At 72.8% G+C, this 23,468-nt stretch carries 17 protein-coding genes, 1 tRNA gene and 1 other RNA gene; 8 read left to right on the top strand and 11 right to left on the bottom strand.

Features of this window, described 5'->3' with window-relative positions:
* Positions 1–38: 38 nt before the first annotated feature.
* The 5 genes from CFT82_RS09315 to CFT82_RS09295 all read right to left on the bottom strand — a co-directional run bounded on the left by CFT82_RS09315 (position 39) and on the right by CFT82_RS09295 (position 8,552).
* Positions 39–3,017 carry a bifunctional [glutamine synthetase] adenylyltransferase/[glutamine synthetase]-adenylyl-L-tyrosine phosphorylase gene (locus CFT82_RS09315; protein WP_088818801.1) on the bottom strand — a complete coding sequence of 993 codons (2,979 nt, stop codon included), beginning with the start codon at positions 3,015–3,017 and terminating at the stop codon, positions 39–41.
* Positions 3,014–4,354 (bottom strand): glutamine synthetase family protein, encoded by a 1,341-nt coding sequence (locus CFT82_RS09310; protein WP_088818800.1) that lies wholly within the window; start codon positions 4,352–4,354, stop codon positions 3,014–3,016. Before CFT82_RS09310 ends, CFT82_RS09315 begins: the two co-directional genes overlap by 4 nt.
* Positions 4,355–4,464: 110 nt before the next feature.
* Positions 4,465–6,792, bottom strand: coding sequence for an immune inhibitor A domain-containing protein (locus tag CFT82_RS09305; RefSeq protein WP_234994381.1), 2,328 nt, complete (start codon positions 6,790–6,792; stop codon positions 4,465–4,467).
* Between the two features lie 142 nt (positions 6,793–6,934).
* Complete coding sequence (locus tag CFT82_RS09300) at positions 6,935–8,239, bottom strand: M20/M25/M40 family metallo-hydrolase (RefSeq protein WP_088818798.1); 1,305 nt, start codon at positions 8,237–8,239, stop codon at positions 6,935–6,937.
* 52 nt (positions 8,240–8,291) lie between these two features.
* On the bottom strand, positions 8,292–8,552 hold the full coding sequence (locus tag CFT82_RS09295) for a methionine aminopeptidase (protein WP_234994380.1): 261 nt from the start codon (positions 8,550–8,552) through the stop codon (positions 8,292–8,294).
* 241 nt (positions 8,553–8,793) lie between these two features.
* On the opposite strand from CFT82_RS09295, the gene map reads away from it, so the two are divergent.
* The 3 genes from map (at position 8,794) to rnpB (ending at position 10,828) form a co-directional block, all read left to right on the top strand.
* Positions 8,794–9,654 (top strand): type I methionyl aminopeptidase, encoded by an 861-nt coding sequence (gene map / locus CFT82_RS09290; RefSeq protein WP_088818795.1) that lies wholly within the window; start codon positions 8,794–8,796, stop codon positions 9,652–9,654.
* Complete coding sequence (gene ppgK, locus CFT82_RS09285; protein ID WP_088818794.1) at positions 9,651–10,415, top strand: polyphosphate--glucose phosphotransferase; 765 nt, start codon at positions 9,651–9,653, stop codon at positions 10,413–10,415. The genes map and ppgK overlap by 4 nt, the downstream gene beginning before the upstream one ends.
* Before the next feature lie 36 nt (positions 10,416–10,451).
* An RNA gene (gene rnpB / locus CFT82_RS09280) (RNase P RNA component class A) lies at positions 10,452–10,828 on the top strand.
* Between the two features lie 16 nt (positions 10,829–10,844).
* Here the strand turns inward: rnpB and CFT82_RS09275 are convergent.
* From CFT82_RS09275 to CFT82_RS09255, 5 genes are all read right to left on the bottom strand, one after another.
* Positions 10,845–12,290, bottom strand: coding sequence for an RNB domain-containing ribonuclease (locus CFT82_RS09275; RefSeq protein WP_088818792.1), 1,446 nt, complete (start codon positions 12,288–12,290; stop codon positions 10,845–10,847).
* 50 nt (positions 12,291–12,340) lie between these two features.
* Entirely contained in the window at positions 12,341–13,585 is a 1,245-nt protein-coding gene (locus CFT82_RS09270; protein ID WP_234994379.1) for a histidine phosphatase family protein, read from the bottom strand.
* Positions 13,586–13,587: 2 nt separating this feature from the next.
* Entirely contained in the window at positions 13,588–14,496 is a 909-nt protein-coding gene (locus CFT82_RS09265; protein ID WP_327078690.1) for a Nif3-like dinuclear metal center hexameric protein, read from the bottom strand.
* A 54-nt stretch (positions 14,497–14,550) separates the two neighbouring features.
* A tRNA-Val gene (locus CFT82_RS09260) sits at positions 14,551–14,626 on the bottom strand.
* An 8-nt stretch (positions 14,627–14,634) separates the two neighbouring features.
* Positions 14,635–15,060 (bottom strand): DUF3052 domain-containing protein, encoded by a 426-nt coding sequence (locus CFT82_RS09255; RefSeq protein WP_088818790.1) that lies wholly within the window; start codon positions 15,058–15,060, stop codon positions 14,635–14,637.
* 296 nt (positions 15,061–15,356) lie between these two features.
* On the opposite strand from CFT82_RS09255, the gene aceE reads away from it, so the two are divergent.
* Positions 15,357–18,104: a pyruvate dehydrogenase (acetyl-transferring), homodimeric type gene (gene aceE, locus CFT82_RS09250; protein WP_088818788.1), complete on the top strand. Its 2,748-nt coding sequence runs from the start codon at positions 15,357–15,359 to the stop codon at positions 18,102–18,104.
* 85 nt (positions 18,105–18,189) lie between these two features.
* Here the strand turns inward: aceE and CFT82_RS09245 are convergent, their stop codons facing one another.
* On the bottom strand, positions 18,190–19,446 hold the full coding sequence (locus CFT82_RS09245; protein WP_088818786.1) for a glycerophosphodiester phosphodiesterase: 1,257 nt from the start codon (positions 19,444–19,446) through the stop codon (positions 18,190–18,192).
* A gap of 171 nt (positions 19,447–19,617) precedes the next feature.
* Between CFT82_RS09245 and CFT82_RS09240 the strand changes: the two genes are divergently transcribed.
* The 4 genes from CFT82_RS09240 to CFT82_RS09225 all read left to right on the top strand — a co-directional run bounded on the left by CFT82_RS09240 (position 19,618) and on the right by CFT82_RS09225 (position 23,420).
* Entirely contained in the window at positions 19,618–20,814 is a 1,197-nt protein-coding gene (locus CFT82_RS09240; protein ID WP_088818785.1) for a PucR family transcriptional regulator, read from the top strand.
* Between the two features lie 102 nt (positions 20,815–20,916).
* A complete protein-coding gene (locus CFT82_RS09235) occupies positions 20,917–22,104 on the top strand; it encodes an acyltransferase domain-containing protein (RefSeq protein WP_088818783.1) in 1,188 nt (395 codons plus the stop codon).
* Positions 22,104–23,069, top strand: a complete 966-nt coding sequence (locus CFT82_RS09230; protein ID WP_088818781.1) for a beta-ketoacyl-ACP synthase III — start codon at positions 22,104–22,106, stop codon at positions 23,067–23,069. The genes CFT82_RS09235 and CFT82_RS09230 overlap by 1 nt, the downstream gene beginning before the upstream one ends.
* Positions 23,070–23,168: 99 nt before the next feature.
* The gene (locus CFT82_RS09225) at positions 23,169–23,420 is read left to right on the top strand and encodes an acyl carrier protein (RefSeq protein ID WP_088818779.1); all 252 of its coding nucleotides are present in this window, start codon (positions 23,169–23,171) and stop codon (positions 23,418–23,420) included.
* The last annotated feature ends 48 nt before the right edge of the window (positions 23,421–23,468 follow it).

Here is a 23,468-nt window from a genome sequence, read left to right as displayed (position 1 = left end):
GCCGGCGCACCGGCCGGGGAGCTCACCCACGCCCCGGCTCACTCACCGTAGAAGAGACGTTCCACCACGAGCCGGGCCAGGCGAGAGGTCCGCAGGTACTCCTCCACCAGGGCGTGCCCGGAACCCTCCGGGCGTCCCAGCGCACGGGCCACCCCCTCGCGGTCCAGGGGGTCGGCCGGGACGGCGTCCACCGGGCGCCCGCGCCACAGCATCGCGGCGTCCCGGAGCTCGCTGGCCAGCAGCCAGGCCGCACGCAGGCTCTCCACCTCCCCGGCTGCCACGAGGCCCTCGTCCTCCAGCACCGCGAGCGCCCCCAGCGTGCTGGTCGTCCGCAGGTCCGGGCACCGGTGGGCGTGCTGCATCTGCCACAGCTGGACGGTCCACTCCACGTCCGACAGCCCACCCCGCCCGAGCTTGAGGTGGAGCCGCGGATCGGCACCCCGGGGGATGCGCTCGGTCTCCATCCGGGCCTTGAGCATCCGCATCTCCCGCAGCGCTGCCGGGGTGAGGCCACCCTCGGGCCACCGGAGCGGGTCCACCAGCGCCATGACCCGGGCGCCGAGCGCAGGGTCACCGGCCACCGGACGCGCCCGCACGAGCGCCTGCGCCTCCCACGGGGAGCTCCACCGCTCGTAGTAGGCCTCGAGGGAGCCGATGCCGCGGACCGTCGGCCCGTTCCGCCCCTCCGGCCGCAGGTCCACGTCGACCTCGAGCCCGGGCTCCGCGCCCCCGACGAGCGCCTGACGCAGTGCCTTGAGGGCTGCCGCGGCCGCCTCGGCACGGCCCGGGGCGTCGTCGTGCACGACGAAGAGGTCGGCATCCGAGGCGAAGCCGAGCTCCGCACCGCCCAGGCGCCCCATGCCGATGAGGCAGACCCCGGTGCTCTCCCCGCCCAGCGCCCGGGCCAGCGTGGCCTCCAGGAGCGCCTCGGCGGTACGGGTCAGCCCTGCGGCGGAGGCCACCAGGTCCAGGTTTCCGGTGAGCCGCCCGATCCCCACCCGCAGGATCTCGGTGCGCCGCAGCACCCGTGCCGAGCGGGCCCCGGCCGGCAGGTCTGCACCCCGCTGGACGGCGGCCCGCATCCGGCGGACCAGCACCTCGCGCTCCGCCGGGCGGGAGCGGGGGTCCTCCCCCAGCAGGCGCACCGCCTCCGGACCGCTCTCCAGCAGCTCGGTGAGATAGCGGCTGCCGGACAGCACGTGCGCGAAGCGCTCCGCGGCGTGGCCCTCGTCGCGGAGCATGGCCATGTACCAGTGCGTCCCCCCGAGGGACTCGCTGATCCGGCGGAAGGCGAGGAGGCCCGCGTCGGGCGCCGGCCACCCGGCCAGCCAGCCGAGCATGCCCGGGAGCAGCTGTCGCTGGATGGCCGCGGTGCGCGTCACCCCCCGGGTGAGGGCCTCCAGGTGCCGCACGGCCCCCGCCGGGTCCTTGAAGCCCAGGGCGGCCAGGCGTTCCTCCACGGCGGCCGGCCGCATGCGAGCCTCCCCGGGAGAGAGGTCGGAGAGCGCCACCAGCAGGGGCCGGTAGAACAACCGCTCGTGGAGGCGCCGCACCTCCTTCCCGACCTCCGCCCAACGCTGCCGGACCGCCTGTGCCGCGTCCCCCGGCCACCCCATCGAGCGGCCCAGGCGACGCAGGTCCTCGTCCTCCTCGGGCAGGAGGTGGTTGCGGCGCAACCGGTCCAGCTGGATGCGGTGCTCCAGGCAGCGCAGGAGCCGATAGGCCTCCCCGAGCACCGCCGCGTCGGTCCGCGCCACGTAGCCACCGGCGGCGAGCGCCTCCAGGCCCGGCAGCGTGGCCGCGTGCCGGAGGGACTCGTCGACCCGCCCGTGCACGAGCTGGAGGAGCTGGACCGAGAACTCGATGTCCCGCAGGCCACCGGGACCCAGCTTGAGCTGGCGTCCCCGCTCCGCCGGGGGGATGTGCTCCTCCACCCGGCGCCGCATCGCCTGCACGCCCTCCACGAAGCCGTCGCGGGCGGCCACCTCCCAGACCATCGGGGTGACGATCTCCACGAACTGCTCGCCGAGGGAGCAGTCCCCGGCGACCGGGCGGGCCTTGAGGAGGGCCTGGAACTCCCAGGGGGACGCCCACCGCTCGTAGTAGGAGCGGAACGAGCCCAGGGTCCGCACCAGGGGGCCGGCCTTGCCCTCGGGGCGCAGGGCCGCGTCCACCGGCCACAGGGTGCCCTCCGCCGTGGAGGAGCCGCAGGCGGACATGACGCGGGTGGCCATTCGCGCACCGATCTCGAGCGCCTCGGCCTCGGGGACGCCCCGCACCGGCTCGGCGACGAAGATGACGTCGACATCGCTCACGTAGTTGAGCTCGCGCCCACCGGCCTTGCCCATCCCGATGACGGCCAGACGCACACCCTCCGCGCCCTCCACCTCGTGGGCCGCGATCGTCACCGCCGCCTCCAGGGCCGCAGCAGCCAGGTCCGACAGGGCAGCGGCCACCTCCGGGAGGAGCTCGGCGGGCTCCGGGGCCGTGAGGTCCACCGCCGCGATGCGCAGCAGGCCCCGGCGGTAGGCGACGCGCAGGGCGTCGTCCGGGGACTCCCCGGCCCCCAGCGCCTCCTCCACGGCTTCCACGACGACCTGGAGGCACTCCTCGGCCGTCGGCAGCGTGCCCCGTTCGAGGGTCTCCAGCTGCTCGGTGTGCCGGGCCAGGTGGTCCCCCATCGCCCGGCTGGCCCCCAGCACCGCCACCAGGCGCTCCCCGGCGCCGGGGAGGCCGTCCGCCCCACGGGCCTGCCCCGGACTCCCCGAGGCTGCGGCCCCCAGCAGGCCCCGGAGCGCCTCCGGCTCGGACTCCGCCAGCCGCACCGCGGCGAGCACGGCGCGATCCGGGTCGGCGCTGCGCCCCAGCACCCGGGCCAGCCGGAGCCGCTCCTGGTCCACCGGGGTGCCGAGGAGCTCGGCCAGGGAGTCCAGGAAGGAGACCGCGCGACGACCGTCGGCGAAGCCCTCCCGGACGGCCCAGGAGACCCCGCTCAGACGGGACTGGTCGCTGCTCACAGCCGGCGCAGGTAGTTCTGGAGCTCGTACTGCGTGACCTGCCCCCGGTAGGCCCGCCACTCCTCCCGCTTGTTGCGCAGGAGCTGGTCGAAGACGTGCTCCCCCAGGGTCTCGGCGACCAGCTCGGACTCCTCCATGACGTGCAGGGCCTCGGTCAACGAGCTGGGCAGGGGCTCGATGCCCAGGATCCGCCGTTCCCGGTCGGTGAGGGCCCACACGTCGTCCTCGGCCTCCGGGGGCAGCTCGTACTCCTCGGTGATCCCCCGCATGCCAGCCGCCAGGACCAGCGCGAAGGCGAGATAGGGGTTGCAGGCCGAGTCGAGGGTGCGGACCTCGATCCGGCTCGACTGGCCCTTGGTCGGCTTGTACATCGGGATCCGCACCATGGCCGAGCGGTTGTTGTGCCCCCAGCACACGTGGGCGGGGGCCTCCCCACCGCCCCACAGGCGCTTGTAGGAGTTCACCCACTGGTTCGTCACCGCACTGATCTCCCGGGCGTGCCGCAGGACCCCGGCGACGAAGCGGCGCCCGGTGATGGACAGCTGGTACTCCGCCCCGGGCTCGTGGAAGGCGTTGTGGTCACCGTCGAAGAGGGAGAAGTGGGTGTGCATCCCCGACCCGGCGTGCTCCTGCATCGGCTTGGGCATGAAGGAGGCGAAGCACCCCTGGGAGAGGGCCACCTCCTTGACGACCGTCCGGAAGGTCATGATGTTGTCCGCCGTGGTCAGCGCGTCGGCGTAGCGCAGGTCGATCTCGTTCTGCCCCGGGGCGCCCTCGTGGTGGGAGAACTCCACGGCGATGCCCATCGTCTCCAGCATGTCGATCGCGGCGCGACGGAAGTCGTGACCGTCCCCGTGGGCGAGGTGGTCGAAGTAGCCGGCGTCGTCGATCGGCACCGGACGGCCCCACTCGTCCAGCTGCGGCTCGAAGAGGAAGAACTCGATCTCCGGGTGCGTGTAGAGGGTGTAGCCCTCGTCCTCCGTCGCGGCCAGGGCACGACGGAGGACCTGCCGCGGGTCGGCCGAGCTGGGCGTGCCGTCCGGCAGGGTGATGTCGCAGAACATGCGGGCGATGCCGGCCTCCGCCCCGTTCGGCCAGGGGAGCACCTGGAAGGTCGAGGCGTCCGGCATGGCGAGGGTGTCGGCCTCGACCACCCGGGCGAAGCCCTCGATGGCGCTGCCGTCGAAGCCGATGCCCTCGGTGAAGGCGTTCTCGAGCTCCGCGGGCGCCACACCCACCGACTTCAACGATCCCTGGACGTCGGTGAACCACAGCCGGAGGAAGCGGATGCCCCGCTCCTCGACGACCCTGAGCACGTGCTCCTGCTGCCGATCCATGGCTCCATCCAACCACCGCCCCGCCCGCCGGGACGGCCGACGGGGCCGGAGCGCCGCAGCGCTCCGGCCCCGTCGGGTCGGGTCACCGGCCGGGCCGGTGAGCGGGTCCGTCACTTCTGGGCGGAACGACCCTTCCCCTGCCCCGGGGTGGTGGGCTTGGTGGTGTCCTTGTGGTGCCCGCTGCACTCCGCACCGAAGCAGACGTCCATCGTCTCCTTCTTGGTGCCCAGGACCTCGGCCCGCACGCCGGAGCCCGGCAGCTGCACCGAGTTCTGCGGGTTGCTCGGGTCGTAGTAGGCGTTGGCACCGCTGTCGTGGAAGACCGGGACCGCCGGGTCCCCGCCGAACTCGTGGGGCACGCCGTCCCGGTGCAGGGTCACCGCGTCGGTGGGCTCCAGGCCGAAGGTGGCGTCGAAGGACTGCATGCGGTTGCGCAGCAGGGTGCCGTCGCCCCAGGCCATGGCCTCGGGGCGGGCGTCCACCGGCAGGGCCTGGCCGCCACCGGGGTGCTGGGCCACGTTGTTGTCCGCATAGGCGTCGTTCGAGTACCAGACCAGGAGCCCGTTCTGGTACGGGAAGCGCTCCACCCAGTCGGGTCGGGTGTCGAGGAAGCCGAAGTTGTACGGGCCCACCTCGAGCGTCTCGTCATAGCCGCCGTACTGGCGGTTCTCCATGAGGTAGTAGTGCGGCTCGTGGCGCTCGACGGTGCCGTCGATGCGCTGGAAGCCGTCCAGGGTCCAGGTGGCCTCGCCCTCCGCGCCGTCGACCGAGGACGCCCCGTCGACGGTGGTCGTCAGCTCGTCGAGGAAGACACCGTCCTCGTTGACGCCACCGTCGCTCTGGTAGTGGAACCGGAAGCCCACCTCCTGCCCCAGGTAGTCGGCCAGGTCGTAGGAGACCTCGGTCCAGCCGCCGGAGCTGCCGTCGCGGGTGTCGAGCTCGGTCCAGGTCTGACCACCGTCGGTGGAGACCTCGGCGGTGTACACGTCGTACCCGGCCTCGGTCTCGATCTGGGCCCGGGCGGACACGGAGGCCGAGGAGGCGGAGGTCAGGTCGAGCGTGGTCGACAGGCTGCTGTCCGTGTTGTCACCGGTGCCGCTCCAGTACTCCCACTCCCCGGCGTAGGGGGTGTTGTACTCGTCGGTGATGATCTGGTCGGGCAGCGGCACGACGGCGGCCTGCGGGTTGCCGGTGGCGTGGTGGGCCGGCCCCAGGCGCACGGCCCGGTTCTCCTCGGGCGTCACGATCTCGTAGTCCAGCCAGCCGAGCTGCAGCTTCTCCTTGGGACCCATGAAGCCCGCGGAGTCACCGATGGCCTCCTCGCCCTCGTTCAGCCAGGAGCCGGAGGACATGAGCGTCCAGAAGGCCGAGCCGTTGTCACCGCCGCTGGTGTCGTAGTAGTCGGGCAGGCCGAGGTCGTGGGCGAACTCGTGCACGAACACTCCGACGCCGCCGTTCTCCGGCTCGGTGGTGTAGTCACCGATCCACAGCCCGGTGTCACCGATCGGCACGCCTCCCAGCAGGTTGCCCTCCGGCCCGGCCTCACCCTCCAGGGTCGGGAAGGCGTACCAGCGGTGGGCCCAGATCGCGTCCTCCCCCTCGGCTCCACCACCGGCGGACTCGTCCTCGCCGGCGTGGACCACCTGGAAGTGGTCGACGTAGCCGTCGGGCTCGTGGAAGTCACCGTCACCGTCGTGGTCGTAGCGGTCCCAGGTGTCGTACTCCGCGAGCTCCGCCTTGATCTCCGCGGTGGTCTTGCCCTGCGCCTTCTGGTCGTCGTACCAGGCCTGGGCGGTGTCCTTGACGTACGACCAGTAGCCCTCGGCCTCCACAGCCGGGTCATCGGAGTTCGCCCCGTAACGGGCCTCGTTGTAGGGCAGCTTCACCCAGTCGTAGACACCGCCCTGGAGGTCGAAGCGCCCCGAGGACTGGTCGGCGTAGAAGTCCCTCATCGAGTTGTCCGGGCCGAACATGAGGTTCTCGTAGTAGGCGACGTCGAAGTCGGAGGCCCACACCGTGGAGTTGTCCTGGGTGCGGTCCGGCTCGGCGATCTCGTTGTGGAGCGGGCCGGGTGCCCCGCCCTTGGCCGGGTCGGTCTTCTCGCCGAACTCGGCCAGGAAGGTGAGCACCTTCTCCTGACGGTTCGTGTCGTACTGCACGTACTGACGCTTGCGCCCCTCGCCGACCTGGATGACCTTGCCCTTCTTCTTCCCCTTGGTCACCACCTCGGCCTCGCCCTTGATGAGGGCGTTCACGGCGGCCTTGCGCAGCTCACGCTGCTTCTCGCCACGCTCGTGGGGCAGGTCGTCCTGCCGGGCGGACTGCCCGCGGGCGTCGTCCGCGGGCGGCGCCGCGCCGGCGTGGGCCAGCGGGGTGGCCGTCATCGCCAGGGCCACCAGGACCGCTCCGGACAGGCGCACGTGCTTGCGAGGGTTCACGTTTCCTCCAGGGTGTGTGATCGCGTGGCGGAACTCACCACCGGGCGATCATCCGCCTGACGACCCCCCGTGTCAGTACCGGAACGGTCACAAGAGCGTCACGGATCGGTCACGGAGGCGGCCCTCCAGCTCCCCGGGCAGCTCAGCAGCAGCGCGTGACGACGAGCTGCGCGAAGGCGCGGGCACAACGCACCAGCTCGGCGTGCTCCACCCACTCGTCCACCGAGTGGGCCTGCTGGATGTCCCCCGGCCCGTACTGCAGGGTCGGGACACCCGCGGCCGCGTACTGGCGCAGGTCGGACCCGTAGGGGGCACCCACCTGGCCGGGCCGGGTCCCGCTCACGACCTCCACCGCGTCGGCCATCTGCTCCCCGAGCTCGTGGTCGGCCGGGAGGCGCCCGGGGGCGAAGACCCCACCGGGCCACTCGACCTCCACCGGGCGCTCCCGGAGGAAGGGGTCTGCGGCGCAGGCGGCGGCCACGCACTCCTCGAGGGCCGCGCGGGCCTCCGCGGGGGTCTCGTCCGGACGCACCCCGAAGCGGCCCTCGACCACGAGCTCGTCGAGCACGGTGGAGGCCCAGTCACCACCGCGGACGATGCCGATGCTCAGCGGCCACGGGTCGTCCAAGGTGTCGAAGGGCGCGGGGCGGCCCCGGAGCCGCTCGGCCTGGAGGTCCTCCAGCGCGTCCTGCACCACGCGGAGGCCCGTGAGGGCGTTGACCCCCTGACCGGCCATGGCCCCGTGGGCCGCGCGCCCGCGCACGGTGAGGCGGAAGGTGAGCGAACCCGCGTTGGCGGTGATGAGCTGCCCAGCGGTCGGCTCGGCGATGACGCACGCCTCGCCGGTGTGGCCCCGTCGGAGGGTGGCGAAGGTGCCGGCACCGCCGTCCTCCTCCCCGGAGACCAGGTGCACGGCCAGCGGGCGCCGGAGGGTCACCCCGCTGGACTGGACGGCACGGACCGCCGCGAGGATCGCCGCCACCCCACCCTTCATGTCGGTCACCCCGCGCCCGACGTAGCGCAGCCCCTCGGGGTAGGGGGCGTCGCTGGAGCCCAGACCCGTCCAGTCCTCCTCCTGACCGACCGGCTGGACGGTCCAGGGATCCTGGCCGGCCCACAGGGAGGGGTCCGCGGCCGGCACCACGTCGGTGTGCCCGCACAGGACCAGTGCGGGCTCGCCCTCCTGCGGACCGAAGCGAGCCACGACACCGTGGATCCTCTGCCGGTCGACCTCCTGCCCGGGCCAGTCGGGCTCCCGGGCCAGGGTCGCGACCTCGTCCTCCCACTGCTCCACCCGCCCCCCGAGCCAGCGCAGGGCCTCGGCTCCCCAGCGCTGGACGCGCTCCTCGGCCAGGCTCCCCCCGGCGCTCGGGAAGGAGACGAGGGCCGTGAGGTCGGCGACCATCGCCGTCTCGTCGACGGCAAGGGGCGGGTGCTGCTCGGTCATGGGGCGGTGCTCCGTTCCCGGTGAGCCGCGAACGGCTCCGCCGATGGGCTGGTCAGGCGTCGTTGAAGGGGTTGGCGTCCCAGTTCGCGCCCCCGGGCTCGTCGACCTCGTCCTGCTCCTGCTCGTCCCACTGCTCGGTGCGGCGGCGGGCGGTCTCCAGGGCCTGCTGGGCCTCCTCCGGCGAGTCGTAGGGGCCCATGAGGTCGGCGCTGCGCGAGCGCTCGTCGTTGTTCTCCTCCACCTTGCCGGTCCGGATGTTGTAGAAGTACTGCACGGCTGCCTCCTCGGGGGCGTCGTCTGCGTTTCGGGCCACTCTAGGCACGATCGTCCCTTCCGTGCCGTGACAGGTTGCACACACGCCCCGCCCCCTCCGACCCGCGCAGCCGCCGCGGCCGGACCGTGTGGCTGCCGATCGCTCTCGCCTGCGCCGGAGCGTCGGCCGTGGCCCTGGTGGTCGACCGGTGGGTCCGGCCGCCTCGACAAGCGCAGGGGTGACCGAGCACACCCGGCACCGACGCACCGCGCCACGGCGGCGGCCTCCTAGACTGCGCCGCATGCCCGTAGCCCCTCCGCTGAAGCCAGGCCGCGTCTCGCCGCGGCGCCCCGTGCCGGCCTCCATCGAGCGCCCGGAGTACGTCGACAAGCCCGCCCCGGCACCCTTCACGGGGTCGGAGGTCAAGGACGCCGAGACCATCGAGCAGATGCGCATCGCCTGCCGCCTCGCCGCCCAGGCGCGCGAGGAGGTCGGCCGCGCCGTCGCCCCGGGGGTGACCACCGACGAGCTGGACCGGGTCGGCCACGAGTTCCTCTGCGACCACGGGGCCTACCCCTCCACGCTGGGCTACCGGGGCTACCCGAAGTCGCTGTGCAGCTCGGTCAACGAGGTGATCTGCCACGGCATCCCCGACGACCGGGAGCTGGCCGACGGCGACATCGTCAACATCGACATCACCGCCTACATCGGCGGGGTGCACGGTGACACCAACGCCACCTTCCTCTGCGGCGAGGTCGACGAGGAGTCGCGCCTGCTGGTCGAGCGGACGCAGGAGGCCACGATGCGGGGCATCCGGGCCGCCAAGCCGGGCCGCGAGCTCAACGTCATCGGCCGGGTCATCGAGATGTACGCCAGCCGCTTCGGCTACGGGGTGGTCCGCGACTACACCGGCCACGGCATCGGCACCCACTTCCACAGCGGCCTGATCGTCCCGCACTACGACGCGGCCCCCCACTACGACGACGTGATCCAGCCCGGCATGACCTTCACCGTGGAGCCGATGCTCAACCTGGGCACCCCCGACTGGTTCATGTGGGAGGACGACTGGACGGTCCTCACCAAGGACCTGAAGCGCTCCGCCCAGTTCGAGCACACCATCCTCATCACCGACGACGGGCCGGAGGTCCTGACCGAACCATGAGCACCTCCCAGCACACCCTCGGCCTCGACGTCGGCGGCAGCGGCATCAAGGGGGCCCCGGTCGACCTGACCGCCGGGGCCTTCTCCGCCGAGCGCCTCCGCGAGGAGACACCCGAGGTCTCCACCCCGCAGGCGGTCGGCGAGATCATCGCCGGGATCGCCGACGCCTTCGCCGAGCAGACCCAGGGCCAGCCGGTGGGCGTCACCGTCCCGGCGGTGGTCAGCCGCGGCACGGTCCGCACCGCCGCGAACATCGACTCCAGCTGGATCGGCACCGACGCCGACGCCCTCTTCTCGGACCTGCTCGAGCGGGAGGTCCACGTCCTGAACGACGCCGACGCCGCCGGCCTGGCCGAGGCCCACTTCGGCGCCGCCCGCAGCACCCGGGGCCTGGTCCTCATGACCACCCTGGGCACCGGGATCGGCACCGCCCTGCTCCACGACGGCGTGCTCATCCCGAACTCCGAGCTCGGGCACATCGAGATCGACGGCAAGGACGCCGAGACCCGCGCCGCGAACTCGGTGCGGGAGGCCAAGGATCTCGACTGGGACGAGTGGGCCGACCGCCTGCAGACCTACTACTCCACCCTGGAGAACCTGCTCTGGCCGGAGCTCATCGTCGTCGGGGGCGGGGTGAGCAAGAAGGCGGAGAAGTTCCTGCCCAGGCTGCACCTGCGAGCCCCCATCGTGCCGGCCCAGCTGCTCAACGACGCCGGCATCATCGGCGCCGCGCTGGCCGCCCAGCAGGCCGCGGCGCGCTGAGCCCGTCCGGGCCCCGCGTACACTTCCCCGCCGAGACGAGTCGGCCGGACGGTCGCGTCGGGGCCCCCGGGCACCCGCCGAGGAAAGTCCGGGCTCCACAGGGAACGGTGGTGGCCAACAGCCACCCGGAGCGATCCGCGGGACAGTGCCACAGAGAACAGACCGCCCGTGCCCAGCACGGGTCAGGGTGAAACGGTGGTGTAAGAGACCACCAGCACGCCAGGTGACTGGCGTGGCTCGGTAAACCCCACCGGGAGCAAGGTCGGACAGCACGCGTTCGAGGGCGTCCCGCCCGAGCGTGCGGGTAGACCGCTCGAGGCACGTGGCAACACGTGCCCTAGATGGATGACCGTCACCGGCGGTGGAGCGATCCACCGCCGGGACAGGACCCGGCTTACAGGCCGGCTCGTCTCACCCCACCCGGCGTGCTCAGAGCACCGTCAGCTCGACGGTCCCCTCGGCCACTGAGGCCGCCTCCAGCCGCACCCGGACGGTCTGGCCCGGCTCGGCCACCCCGGACGCCCGCTCGATCACCGCCGGGTTCAGGAGCTGCACCTCCACCCGCTGCTTCTCGGGCTGCACGTCCACGGCCGTGGCCTCGAACTCCTCCCCCGCGTGCGGGGCCAGGGCGGCCGCCTCGACCGCGTCGACGCAGGCGCGCTCCACGGCCTTGGCCCGCTGGTCGGCCTCCTGCATGACCTCCGGGACGGTGGGCAGGGCCTCGCGCAGCCAGGCCGGCACCTCCTCGCCGGCGGCCAGCGCCAGGCAGATCTCCAGCCCGTAGCGGTCCACCAGGCGCCGCAGCGGTGCGGTCACGTGGGCGTAGGGCGCGGCGATGGCCGAGTGGCTGTCCACCTCCGGCGCCGCCCCGTCGAAGACCGTGTACCCGGCGCCGCGGAAGAGCATCGTCGACTCGTGGACCAGGTAGAGGTGCAGCCCGTTCGCGGGGTCCAGGGTGGCCAGGAAGTCGCCGTAGTCCTGGTCGTCCGCCCACTGGACATCGAGCGCACGAGCCTGCCGCCGCAGCCGGTCGACATCCTGCGGCTCCGGGTCGGGCATCGTGCGGAGGATGCCGATGCCACCCCGGAGCATGAGCTCGGCGGCGGCCATCCCGGCCAGCAGGGAGATCTGCGCGTTCCAGTCCTCGGCGGGCAGCAGGGGGCGGAACTGGAGGGTGAAACCCTCGCCGTCCTGCTCGACGACCTGCTCGGGCATGGGCAGGGTCGCCCCGCCCCGCTCCCGCTCCAGGGCGATGCGATGCTCCCCCACCTCCCGCAGCAGGGCGAGGTTCTGCTCGGCCGTCCCGTCGTCGATCGCGGCCTGTGCCTCCACGTAGGTGTAGCGGCGCCGCGACCGGACGGCGGCCCGGTAGAGGTCGGTCTGCTGCAGCCGCCCCGCACCGTCCAGCAGGAGGTCCCAGACGAGGGCGGGCCGGTCCTCCTCCGGCAGCAGGGAGGCGGCCCCCTCGGAGAGGACCGGCGGGTGCAGCGGCGAGCGCTCGTCCGGGCAGTAGACGGTCAGCCCACGGCGCAGCGCCTCGGCGGCGATCTCCCCGTCGTGGGGCACGATCCCGGGCACGTCGGCGATGGCGTAGCGCACCCGGTAGCCGTCCTCGGACGGCTCGATGCACAGGGCCTGGTCGAGATCCATCGACCCCTCCGGGTCGATGGTCACGAACTCCACCGCCCGCTCGTCACGCTCGGGCAGGGTGAGGCCGGTCGCGATGCGCTCGGACTCGGACTGCACTGGCTCGGGGAACTCCCCGGGGATCTCGTGCTCGGCCCGGATCCGGGCGAAGGCCGTCCGGAGCTCCTCGCCCGCCGCCGGGGGGATCCCGGCCGGGCCGGGCTGCATCGTCACGTGGGGGTGCGCCATGCGGTCACCCTAACCACCGCCCGACGCCGCCGGTCCGGGGCGGCGACGGGTCAGCGCGTCGGCAGGTCGTGCAGGTGGTGCCGCACGTTGAGCCCGCTGAGCTCGGCGAAGCCCTCGACCGGGTCGGAACCGACGACCTCCAGGGTGTGGAAGGCCGCCGGGTCCTGGCCGAGGGTCCACGAGCGTGGGTAGTCAACCCCCAGCACCGCCTCGAGCACGGTCATGATCGCGATGCGGTGGGCGGCCACGACGACGGTGTGCAGCTCCTCCTGCGCCGCCCGGTGACCCACCGCCCGCAGCGCCTCCAGCACCCGCTGGGCCACCTCGTCGTGGGACTCCCCGCCGGGGATCACGAAGTCCCGCTCCCGGGCGAAGGAACGGGCCAGTCCCTGCCCACGGGCGTCGACCTCCTGCCAGGTCAGTCCGTCCCAGTCGCCGAACGCCTGCTCGTCGAAGGCCGCCTCCGTGCGGGGCTCCACCCCCAGCGCCCGGGCCACCGCACCGCCGGTCTGCTGCGCCCGCTGCAGGCTGGAGGTCACCACGGCGACCCTGCCGGCCGCAGCCGGCTCGGCGAGCCGCTCCCCGAGCTCCCGGGCCGCCCGGTCCGCCTGGGCGAGCCCCAGCTCGGACAGGGGCGGGTTCGTCCCACCCCGACCGTCGATGCGATAGGTCTCGGTGAACCGGGTGACCCCGTGCCGCAGGAGGACCAGCTGCCACCGGTGCTCCGGGGTGTCGACCGGCACCTCCGGGGTGTGGGTGGTGTCCTCCACCTCGGTCACTCCCACCACCGCGTCGGACGCGTCCTCACCGCCGGTCGCGGCGTCCTGCTCGGGGGATGTCCCCTGCCGCGGTGCGAGATCGCGGCGCACCGTCTCCCCGTCCATGCCGACATTGCTCAACCGGTCGGCCTCACCGTTGCTGGCGCGCGGGATCCAGGTCCACTCCGGCTCGACGCCCAGCTCGCGGAGCTCGCGCACGATCGCCTGCGCCTGCCGGGCGAGCTCCTGCATGTCGGGGTGCTTGATCTTCCAGCGCCCCGCCATCTGCTCGATGACGAGCTTGGAGTCCATCCGAACGACCACCCGGTCCCCGGCCTCGAGGGGGGCCACGTCGCGCAGCGCCTCCAACCCCGCGACGAGCCCGCGGTACTCCGCGACGTTGTTGCTGGCCCGCCCCAGCGGCGCGGCCCGCTCGGCGACCAGGGAGCCCTCCGGGTCCCGCACCAGCGCGCCGTACCCGGCCACCCCCGGGTTCCCCCGGGACCCGCCGTCGGCCTCGATGATCCAGGTGCTCACGATCAGTCCTCCTCAGTGGCGACGACGAAGTCCCACGGGTCGGTGACGAGGGTGCTCAGGCCGGTGCGCAGCCGCACACCGTGAACGCGCTCGACCTGCTCGGCGAGGCGCTCGGCGGCCGAGGCGAGCCAGAGCGACTCGGTCGCCCAGTGCCCGGCGTCGATGACGAAGGGGCCGTCCGCCCCTCCCGATCGCGCCGCGAGCAGACCGTGCTCCCGGAACTCGCTCACCGGGTGGTGACGCAGGTCGGCGGTCACGTAGACGTCCGCCCCCGCGGCCCGCACCGCGTCGAGCTCGCGGTCCCCGGAGCCACCCAGGACGGCCACCCGCTCGACGAGGCCGTCCGGGTCACCCGCCACCCGCAGCCCGACCGGGGCGCTCGGCAGCACCCGGCCGAGCCCCTCGGCGAACTCACGGAGCGAGACCGGCGCAGCCAGCTGGCCGACCCGCCCCAACGGCTTGCCCTCCGGCTCGGCGAGCGGCTCGACGTCGCGCAGCCCCAGTGCGGCGGCCAGCGCGTCGTTGACACCCTGCGCCGCCACGTCCGCGTTCGTGTGCGCGTTCCAGAGCGCCACGCCGGAACGGACCAGCTCGGTCACCGCAGCGCCCTTCGGCTCGCTGGTCAGCACCGCGTGCACCCCCGCCATGAGCAGCGGGTGGTGGGTCACCAGCAGGTCCCAGCCGCCGGCGACGGCCTCGTCGACGACCGCCAGGGTGGGGTCCACGGCGAAGAGCACGCTGCGCACGGGCTGGGCGGGGTCCCCGACGGTGAGCCCGACGACGTCCCCGGTCAGGGCGCCGTCCGGCGGGAACATCTCCTCCAGGACGTGCAGCACCGACTCCAGGAGCAGGGCCCCGAAGTCCTGGGGGGATTCGTACGGTTCGGTGCGAAGAGCAGGCGCGTAGGTCACGGGGCCAGTGTGCACGAGAGCGCCGACCACCTCCGGACCGGTCGGGTGGTGCGGTGGTGGGCCCGGCCGGGTTCGAACCGACGACACCTGCGGTGTAAACGCAGTGCTCTACCAGCTGAGCTACAGGCCCCGGGGCGCTCAGCCCTTGCGGCTGCCCGTCCGACCGAGCCGCGTGGCCAGCCAGTTCTCGTCGAGCGCCACCGAGCTGTGCGCCTGGAGGCCCGCCGTGCGCGCCGCCTCCTCCACCTCGGCCTGGTCCACGTGCAGCTCCTGGCGCATGGCCGGCGTGAGGAGGAGCACGAAGCCGTCGTCCTCCAGCCCGACCAGGGCGTCGACGCAGTCGTCGGTGAGGTCGCCGTCCCCCTCCCGGAACCACAGCATGCACACGTCGACCGGGCCGGTGTAGTCCTCCTCCTCCAGGGGGGAGCCGATGGCCTCCTCCACGGCGAGGCGGAAGTCGTCGTTGACGTCGTCGTCCCACCCGACCTCCTGGACGATCTGGTCGTCGACGAGTCCGAGACGGTCGGCAAGTGCACGAGCGCCCGCGCTGGCGGTCGCCTCCACGTGGTCCTCCTGGGGGTCTGTGACAAGGGTCGGTGACAGCGCGAGCTGCGTTGTCGACCCCCATGATGACCTGTCCGGCGCCCCCGGGCCACGCCGGGGGGGCGGCCGCGGCGCGTCGCCCGGCACCCGCACCCCTCCCGCGGGCCTCCGCGGACCACGGTGGCCGGGCCCTCCGACTGGGGTTCCGGGACCGGAGGGTGGAACAATGAGGACCGGTGACGCCACGCCACCAGGCAGGCACGCCCCGCGCCGGACCCGGCACCCGGGGAGCACCACGTCTGAGGAGGAGAGACTTCGTGGCCAAGAAGGATTCCGGACCCATCCTGAACGGGCTCCCGAGCCAGCTGCCCGACATCGACCCCGAGGAGACCGCCGAGTGGCTCGCCTCCCTCGACGGGCTGGTCGACGAGCAGGGCCGCGAGCGAGCCCGCTACGTCATGCTCAACCTGCTGAACCGCGCACGCATGCGCCAGGTGGGCGTGCCCTCCCTCACCACCACCGACTACATCAACACCATCGGCCCGGAGGACGAGCCGTGGTTCCCCGGTGACGAGGAGATCGAGCGCAGGTACCGCGCCTGGATCCGCTGGAACGCCGCGATGATGGTGCAGCGCGCCCAGAAGCCCGGTGTCGCCGTCGGTGGCCACATCTCCACCTACGCCTCGGCAGCCACCCTCTACGAGGTCGGCTTCAACCACTTCTTCCGCGGCCGGAACCACCCCGGCGGTGGGGACCAGGTCTTCTTCCAGGGCCACGCCTCCCCCGGCATCTACGCGCGCGCCTTCCTCGAGGGTCGCCTGACGGCCGACCAGATGGACGGCTTCCGCCAAGAGAAGTCCCACTACGTGGACGGGAGGCTGCAGGCCCTGCCGAGCTACCCGCACCCCCGCTCGATGCCGGACTTCTGGCAGTTCCCGACCGTGTCGATGGGGCTGGGCCCGCTCGGCGCGATCCACCAGGCGCAGTTCAACAAGTACCTGCACAACCGGGGCATCAAGGACACCAGCCAGCAGCACGTCTGGGCCTTCCTCGGCGACGGCGAGATGGACGAGGTCGAGTCGCGCGGTGCGCTGCAGACCGCCGCGAACGACGAGCTGGACAACCTGACCTTCGTGGTGAACTGCAACCTCCAGCGCCTCGACGGACCGGTCCGCGGCAACGGCAAGATTGTCCAGGAGCTCGAGTCCTTCTTCCGCGGCGCCGGCTGGAATGTCATCAAGGTCCTGTGGGGACGCGGCTGGGACGAGTTGCTCGCCGCCGACCGTGACGGCGCGCTGGTCAACCTCATGAACCAGACGCCCGACGGCGACTACCAGACCTTCCGCGCCAACGACGGCGCCTTCGTCCGCGAGCACTTCTTCGAGCGGGACCCCCGCACCGCGCGGATGGTCAAGGACTGGTCCGACGACGACGTCTGGTGGAAGCTCAAGCGCGGCGGCCACGACTACCGCAAGGTGTTCGCCGCCTACCAGGCCGCGATGAACCACACCGGCCAGCCGACCGTGATCCTGGCCCACACCATCAAGGGCTACTCGCTCGGCTCGCACTTCGCGGGGCGCAACGCCACCCACCAGATGAAGAAGATGACGGTGGAGGACCTGCAGGGCTTCCGCGACAGCCTGCACATCCCGGTGCCGGACTCCGCCTTCGAGGAGGACCAGTTCTCCGCCCCCTACTACCACCCGGGGCAGGACGACGAGGTCATCCAGTACATGATGGAGCGCCGCCGCAAGCTCGGCGGGGACCTGCCGGCCCGGCTCTCGGAGCACCTGCCGCTCCCCCAGCCCCCGGAGAAGACCTACGAGATGGGGCGCAAGGGGTCGGGCACCCAGGAGGTCGCCACGACCATGGCCTTCGTCCGCATCCTCAAGGACATGATGCGCGACAAGGAGATCGGCAAGCGGATCGTGCCGATCATCCCCGACGAGGCCCGCACCTTCGGCATCGACGCCTTCTTCCCGACGGCGAAGATCTACAACCCCAAGGGCCAGAACTACGAGTCGGTCGACGCCAACCTCATGCTCTCCTACAAGGAGGCGAAGGACGGCCAGATCCTCCACATGGGCATCAACGAGGCGGGCTCCGTGGCCGCCTTCGCGGCCGTGGGATCGTCCTACGACACCCACAACGAGCCGATGATCCCGATCTACGTCTTCTACTCGATGTTCGGCTTCCAGCGCACCGGCGACGGCATCTGGGCCGCCGCCGACCAGCTGGCGCGCGGCTTCCTCATCGGCGCCACGGCCGGCAGGACCACGCTCGCCGGCGAGGGCCTGCAGCACATGGACGGCCACAGCCCGCTCCTGGCCCACACCAACCCGGCGATCGTCTCCTACGACCCGGCCTACGCCTACGAGATCGCGCACATCATGCGCGACGGCATGCGCCGGATGTACGGGGAGGAGGCCGAGGACGTCATCTACTACCTCACGGTCTACAACGAGCCGATGGTCCAGCCGAAGGAGCCCGAGGACGTCGACGTCGACGGGATCCTCAAGGGCGGCTACCTGCTGGCCGAGGGTGAGACCGAGGGACCGAAGGTGCGCCTCCTCGCCTCCGGCGTGGGCGTCCCGTGGGCGCTGGAGGCCCAGCGCGACCTGGGTGAGATGTGGGGTGTGGACGCCGACGTCTTCTCCATCACCTCCTGGTCGGAGCTGGAGCGCGACGCCCGCGCGGCCGACGAGCACGCCTTCCTGCACCCGGACGAGGAGCAGCGCACCCCCTACGTGCAGCAGCTGCTGCCCGAGGGCGAGGGTCCGGTCGTGGCCACCAGCGACTACATGGGGGCCGTGCAGGACCTCATCGCCCCGTGGATCAAGGACGACTACGCCTCACTGGGTGCCGACGGCTTCGGCTTCTCCGACACCCGCCCGGCGGCCCGCCGCTTCCTCCACATCGACGGCGCCTCCATGGTCGTCCGCGCGCTGCAGCTCCTGGAGCGTCGCGGCGAGGTCGAGGCCGGCACCGCCCGGAAGGCCGCCGAGCACTACCAGCTGCTCGACACCACGGCCGGCACCTCCGGCAACGCCGGCGGCGACGCCTGAGGCGCCTGCCGCCCGCACGACGAGGGGCGCCCCCGGCCGTGGCCGGGGGCGCCCCTCGTCGTTGTGCGCCGGGTGCGCTGCGCCCTCAGGCGCGGCGAGCGGTCCGACGCACCAGCAGGGAGCCCGTGAGGAGCAGGGCGGCACCGGCGGCCAGGGCCTGACCGCGGTGCGAGTCGGCCTGCACACCGGTGTCGATGACGGGGTTCTCGCCGGCCCAGCTGGTGCGCGCCTCCACGGCGGCGGCGGGGTGGTCGGAGAACACGCCGTCCACGCCGGCGTCCAGGTGGGCGTGGACGAGGGTCGTCATGTCACCGTGCTCGGCGGGGTCCTCCGAGCTCTGCAGCGAGGCCGGCAGGAAGTTGTTCTCGGCGCGGAGGGTGTAGGGGGTCACGAGCAGACCAGCGGCGTGGGCGTCCTGCACCAGCGAGGTGGGCTCCTGGAGGGTGCCGTCCTCGGCGACCGGGACGACCATCGTGGCCTCCGGACCGATCGCGTCGACATCCTTCGAGAGCTCCTGCAGACCCTCGGCGGTCATCAGGTCGGCATAGGTGCGGGGGTCACCGCCGGCCTCGTGGTCCCAGGGCTTGCCCTCGTACCAGGCGAGGAAGACCAGCGGCACCTCGGCGTCCAGGTTGCGGTTGAGGTCCAGCAGGTTCTGCACCTCGAAGCTCTGGATCATCACCGGGGCGTCGGCGTGGTTGAGATCGGCCTCCTCGAGCTGGGCCACCACGGACTCCTCCATGGACAGGCCGATGCCGTCGAAGTAGCTGGGGTGCTTGATCTCCGGGATGATGCCGATCTCGCGGCCGGTCTCGGCGGAGAGGCGCTCGCGCAGCTCGATGACCTCGGCGAAGGTGGGGACCTCGTACAGGCCGTCGTACTGCGTGTTGCCCGGGCGCACCTCCGGGATGCGCTCCTTGGCACGGAGGGTCTTGAGCTCGGCCAGGGTGAAGTCCTCGGTGAACCATCCGGTGAGCTCCGCGCCGTCGATGGTCTTCGTGGTCTTCCGGTCGGCGAACTCAGGACGGTCGGCGACGTCGGTGGTGCCCGAGATCTCGTTCTCGTGACGGGCGACCAGCACCCCGTCCTTGGTGCTCACGAGGTCCGGCTCCATGATGTCGGCGCCCATGCGGACGGCGAGCTCGTAGGCCTCGAGGGTGTGCTCGGGGCGGTGGCCGGAGGCGCCGCGGTGGCCGATGACCCAGGGCTTCTCGGCGGTGAGGACCGGGTGCTCGGACTCGGAGGGGGCCGGGGCCGGGGCGGCGACGGCGGAGGGGGCGACCAGGCCGACGGAGACCAGGCCGAGGAGGGAGGTGGCGGCAGTGCGCGTGATGGTGTTCATGGGGGTCAGGTGATCACCCGCGGCGAAACGGCGGCGAACCATCCGGGGAGCATGCGGTGGTCGGCGGCTGAACATCCGGTGAACACTGCTCCGGGTCGGTGCCCTCCCCGCCCCGCGGCGGCGGGCCGGGGTTCTAGTCGTGATCCGACATCCCGCGCCTACAGTCTTCCCATGACCGACGCAGCCGTGGGCGACCGGACCCTGACCCGCCTCGGGGAGCAGGTGGGTGTGCTGGCGCACACCGCCCTGGCCGCGATGGAGCGGCACGAGTGGTACCGCGAGCTGGCCGCCGAGCACCGGGCCTCGGTGGCCCTCGTGGCCGAGGCCGGCATCCGCGGCTTCCGCGACTGGCTGGCCGACGAGCGCGAGAGCGACCGGGCCACCACGGTCTTCGCCGACGCCCCGCCGGAGCTCACCCGGGCGCTCAGCCTGGAGCAGACGATCGAGCTGGTGCGGGTGACGGTCCGGGCCGTGGAGGACGCGGTCCCCCAGCTGGCCGACGAGGAGCGGGAGCGGGACCGCCTGCTGGTGGCCACCCTCCGTTTCTCCCGCGACACCGCCTTCGCCGCCGCCCACGTGTACGCCCGGGCCGCAGAGGCCCGGGGCTCCTGGGACGCCCGGCTGGAGTCCCTGGTCGTCGACGCCGTGCTGCGCGGCGAGGCCACCGAGGACGTCCACTCCCGGGCCGCCGCCCTGGGCTGGGGCGATGCCGAGCAGGTCGCCGTGGCGGTCGGCGCACCGCGGGACGGTCTCACCGAGCCCGAGGTCGTGCGCGCCGTCCGCAGCGCCTGCCAGAAGGCCCGTCTGGAGGCCCTGGTCACCCTGAACTCCGGGCGCTACGTGGTCGTCCTGGCGGAGGTGGAGGACCCCCGGGCAGCCGGTGAGGTGCTGGCCACCGTCCTCGACGCCGGTCCGGTCGTGGTCGGCCCCGTGGTCCCCCACCTCTTCGCCGGAGGGCGTTCCGCGCGGGCTGCCCTGTCGGGCTGGGCGGCCAGCCGTGCCTGGCCGGGGGCGCCCACCGTGCTGCTGGCCTCCGAGCTGCTGCCCGAACGGGTGCTGGCCGGGGACGAGGCGGCCCGCCGGGAGCTGGTTCGGCTCGTCGTGCGCCCGCTGCAGGAGGCCGGCCGTGACCTGCTGGCCACCGCCGAGACGGTCCTCGCCCACGGCGGTGCCCTGGAGGCCAGCGCCCGCGAGCTCTTCGTCCACGTCAACACCGTCCGCTACCGCCTGGGCCGGATCGAGGAGCTCGTGGCACTGCGCCTCGCGGACTCCCGGGACCGGTGGGTGCTGCGCACCGCCCTGGCCGTCCACCGCATCGACACACCCCGCGACAGCGGCTGGCGCAGCGCGGTCCACGGGGCGCACTGACCCGGCGCCGCCCCCTCTTTGGAGGAATCCTCCAGAGTTCCGTCGAGTCCTCCGTCGTGCGCCACCACGGCACCCGACGCCTTCTGCCCGCAGAGTGGGTCCGTGCTTGCCATCGTCTGCCCTGGACAGGGCTCCCAGGTTCCCGGTTTCCTCGCCCCGTGGCTCGAGCTGCCCGGTTTCGCCGACCGCATGGAGTGGCTCGGAGCGTGCGCCGGGATGGATCTCGTCGCGCACGGGACCACCTCGGACGCCGACACCATCCGCGACACCGCGGTCGCCCAGCCGCTCATCGTGGCCTCCGGGCTCGTGAGCTTCCTGGCGCTCTTCGAGCACCCCGCGGAGGCCTTCGGGCTGATCCGTGCCGGGGCCGGCCACAGCGTCGGGGAGATCACCGCCGCCGTGGGTGCCGGGGTGCTGAGCGCCGAGCAGGCCATGGTCTTCGTCCGCGAGAGGGGCCGCCTGATGGCAGGCGCCAGCGCCGTCACCCCCACCGGCATGAGCGCCGTCGTGGGGGGTGACGAGGGCGAGGTCCTCGCTGCCATCGCCGCCGCCGGCTGCACCCCGGCCAATCGCAACGGGGCCAAGCAGATCGTCGCCGCCGGCACCAGCGAGCAGCTGGCCGCCCTCGGCGAGAACCCGCCGGCACGGGCCCGGGTCATCCCGCTCCAGGTCGCCGGCGCCTTCCACACCCACCACATGGCTCCCGCCGTGGACACCCTGGCCGGGTACTCCCGGGCCATGACCACCCGCGACGCCCGCCTGGACCTCGTGTCCAACCGGGAGGGGGACGTCATCCGCTCCGGCCAGGAGGTGCTCGACCGCCTCGTCTCGCAGGTGTCCAACCCCGTCCGCTGGGACGCGTGCATGGACACGCTGGCCGACATGGGCGTCACCGCCGTCATCGAGATCCCGCCGGCCGGCACCCTGACCGGCCTGGTCAAGAAGCACCTCAAGGGGGTCGAGGCCCTGGCCCTGAAGACCCCCGACGACCTCGCCGAGGCCCGTCGCCTCATCCGTGAGCACGGCGAGACGGCCACCCAGGGCACCGACCACCCGACCTGGCGCATGCTCGTCTCCCCCGGCAAGGGCACCGTCTCCCTGGCCGACTCGCCGCGGGCCGGTCGCACCGTCGCCACCGGGGACCGGCTGGCTGCCGTGAGCACCCTCCGGGAGAACCTGGCGGTCACGGCCGTCCACGCCGGTCAGGTGGTGGAGTGGCTGGTGGAGGACGGCGACCCGGTCGCCCCCGGTCAGCCGCTGGTCCGGCTCCACCCCACCGAGGACGCCTGATGCCGACCGACCTGCGCCCGGCGAGCACCGGCCGCGCCGCCCGCATCGCCGGCCTCGGCACCCACCGGGGCAGCCGGGTCGTCCCCAACGACGAGCTCGTCGCCGCGATCGACTCCAGCGACGAGTGGATCCGCCAGCGGACCGGGATCGAGGAGCGCCGCTGGGTCGGACCGGACGAGACCCTGCTCTCGATGTCGGTCTCCGCCGCCGGCCGGGCGATGGACCGGGCCGAGGTCACCGCCGACCAGATCGGCGCCGTCCTCGTGGCGACCGTCTCGGCGCCCGACCGGATGCCGGCGATCGCCCCGCGGGTGGCCGAGGCGCTCGGCGCCACCTGCGCCGCGTTCGACATCTCGGCCGCCTGCGCCGGGTACTGCTACGGGATCGCGCTGGCCAACGACCTGGTGACCGCCGGTACCGCCGACCACGTGCTGGTGGTCGGCGCCGAGCACCTCTCGCAGTTCCTGGACCCCACCGACCGCGGCACCGCCTTCATCTTCGGGGACGGCGCCGGTGCTGCCGTGGTGAGCCTCTCCGAGATCTCCGGGATCGCTCCGGTCGCCTGGGGGTCCCGGGGTGACAAGTGGGAGCTCATCCGGTTCGGCGAGGACCAGACGGTCGCCATGGAGGGCCGCCAGGTCTTCCGCTGGGCGGCCTGGGACATGGCACCCGTGGCCCGCCGGGCGCTGGAGCTCGCGGGCATCACGGCCGACGAGCTCGACGCCTTCATCCCCCACCAGGCCAACGCCCGCATCACCTCCGAGATGGTGAAGCAGCTGGGTCTGGCGGCCGACCTGCCGGTGGCGGACGACATCCGCTTCTCCGGCAACACCTCGGCGGCCTCGGTGCCGCTGGCCACCGAGCGAATGCTCACCGAGGGCTCCGCCCCCTCCGGCGGGCTGGCCCTGCAGATCGGCTTCGGTGCCGGTCTGGCGTACGCCGCCCAGGTCGTGCGCCTCCCCTGACCACCCGGTCCCCGGCGGGTCGTTCCCGGGGAGAAGCGGCGACACGTCCGTGTCGTCACCACCAGTGGGCCGATCAGGGCCCCGAACAGGAGGAAACACATGGCTCAGCAGACCGATGAGCAGATCCTGCAGGTCCTCGCCGAGGTCGTCAGCGAGGAGACCGGCATCGAGCCGGCCGAGGTGACCGCGGAGAAGTCCTTCGCCGGCGACCTCGACATCGACTCGCTCTCGATGATGACCATCCTGGTCAACGTCGAGGAGAAGACCGGTGTGGCCATCCCCGACGAGGAGATGGGCAACCTGAACACCGTGGCCGACGCCGTCAGCTACATCAAGAACCACCAGGCCTGAGGCCACCCCCCTGGGGCCGGGCGGCCTCTGCAGAACGCCCGGCCCCTC

The organism is Kytococcus aerolatus (assembly GCF_900187395.1).
Lineage (GTDB): Bacteria > Actinomycetota > Actinomycetes > Actinomycetales > Dermatophilaceae > Kytococcus > Kytococcus aerolatus.
The sequence above is the reverse complement of the archived record's forward strand: the minus strand, read 5'-3'. Positions and strand labels throughout refer to the sequence as shown.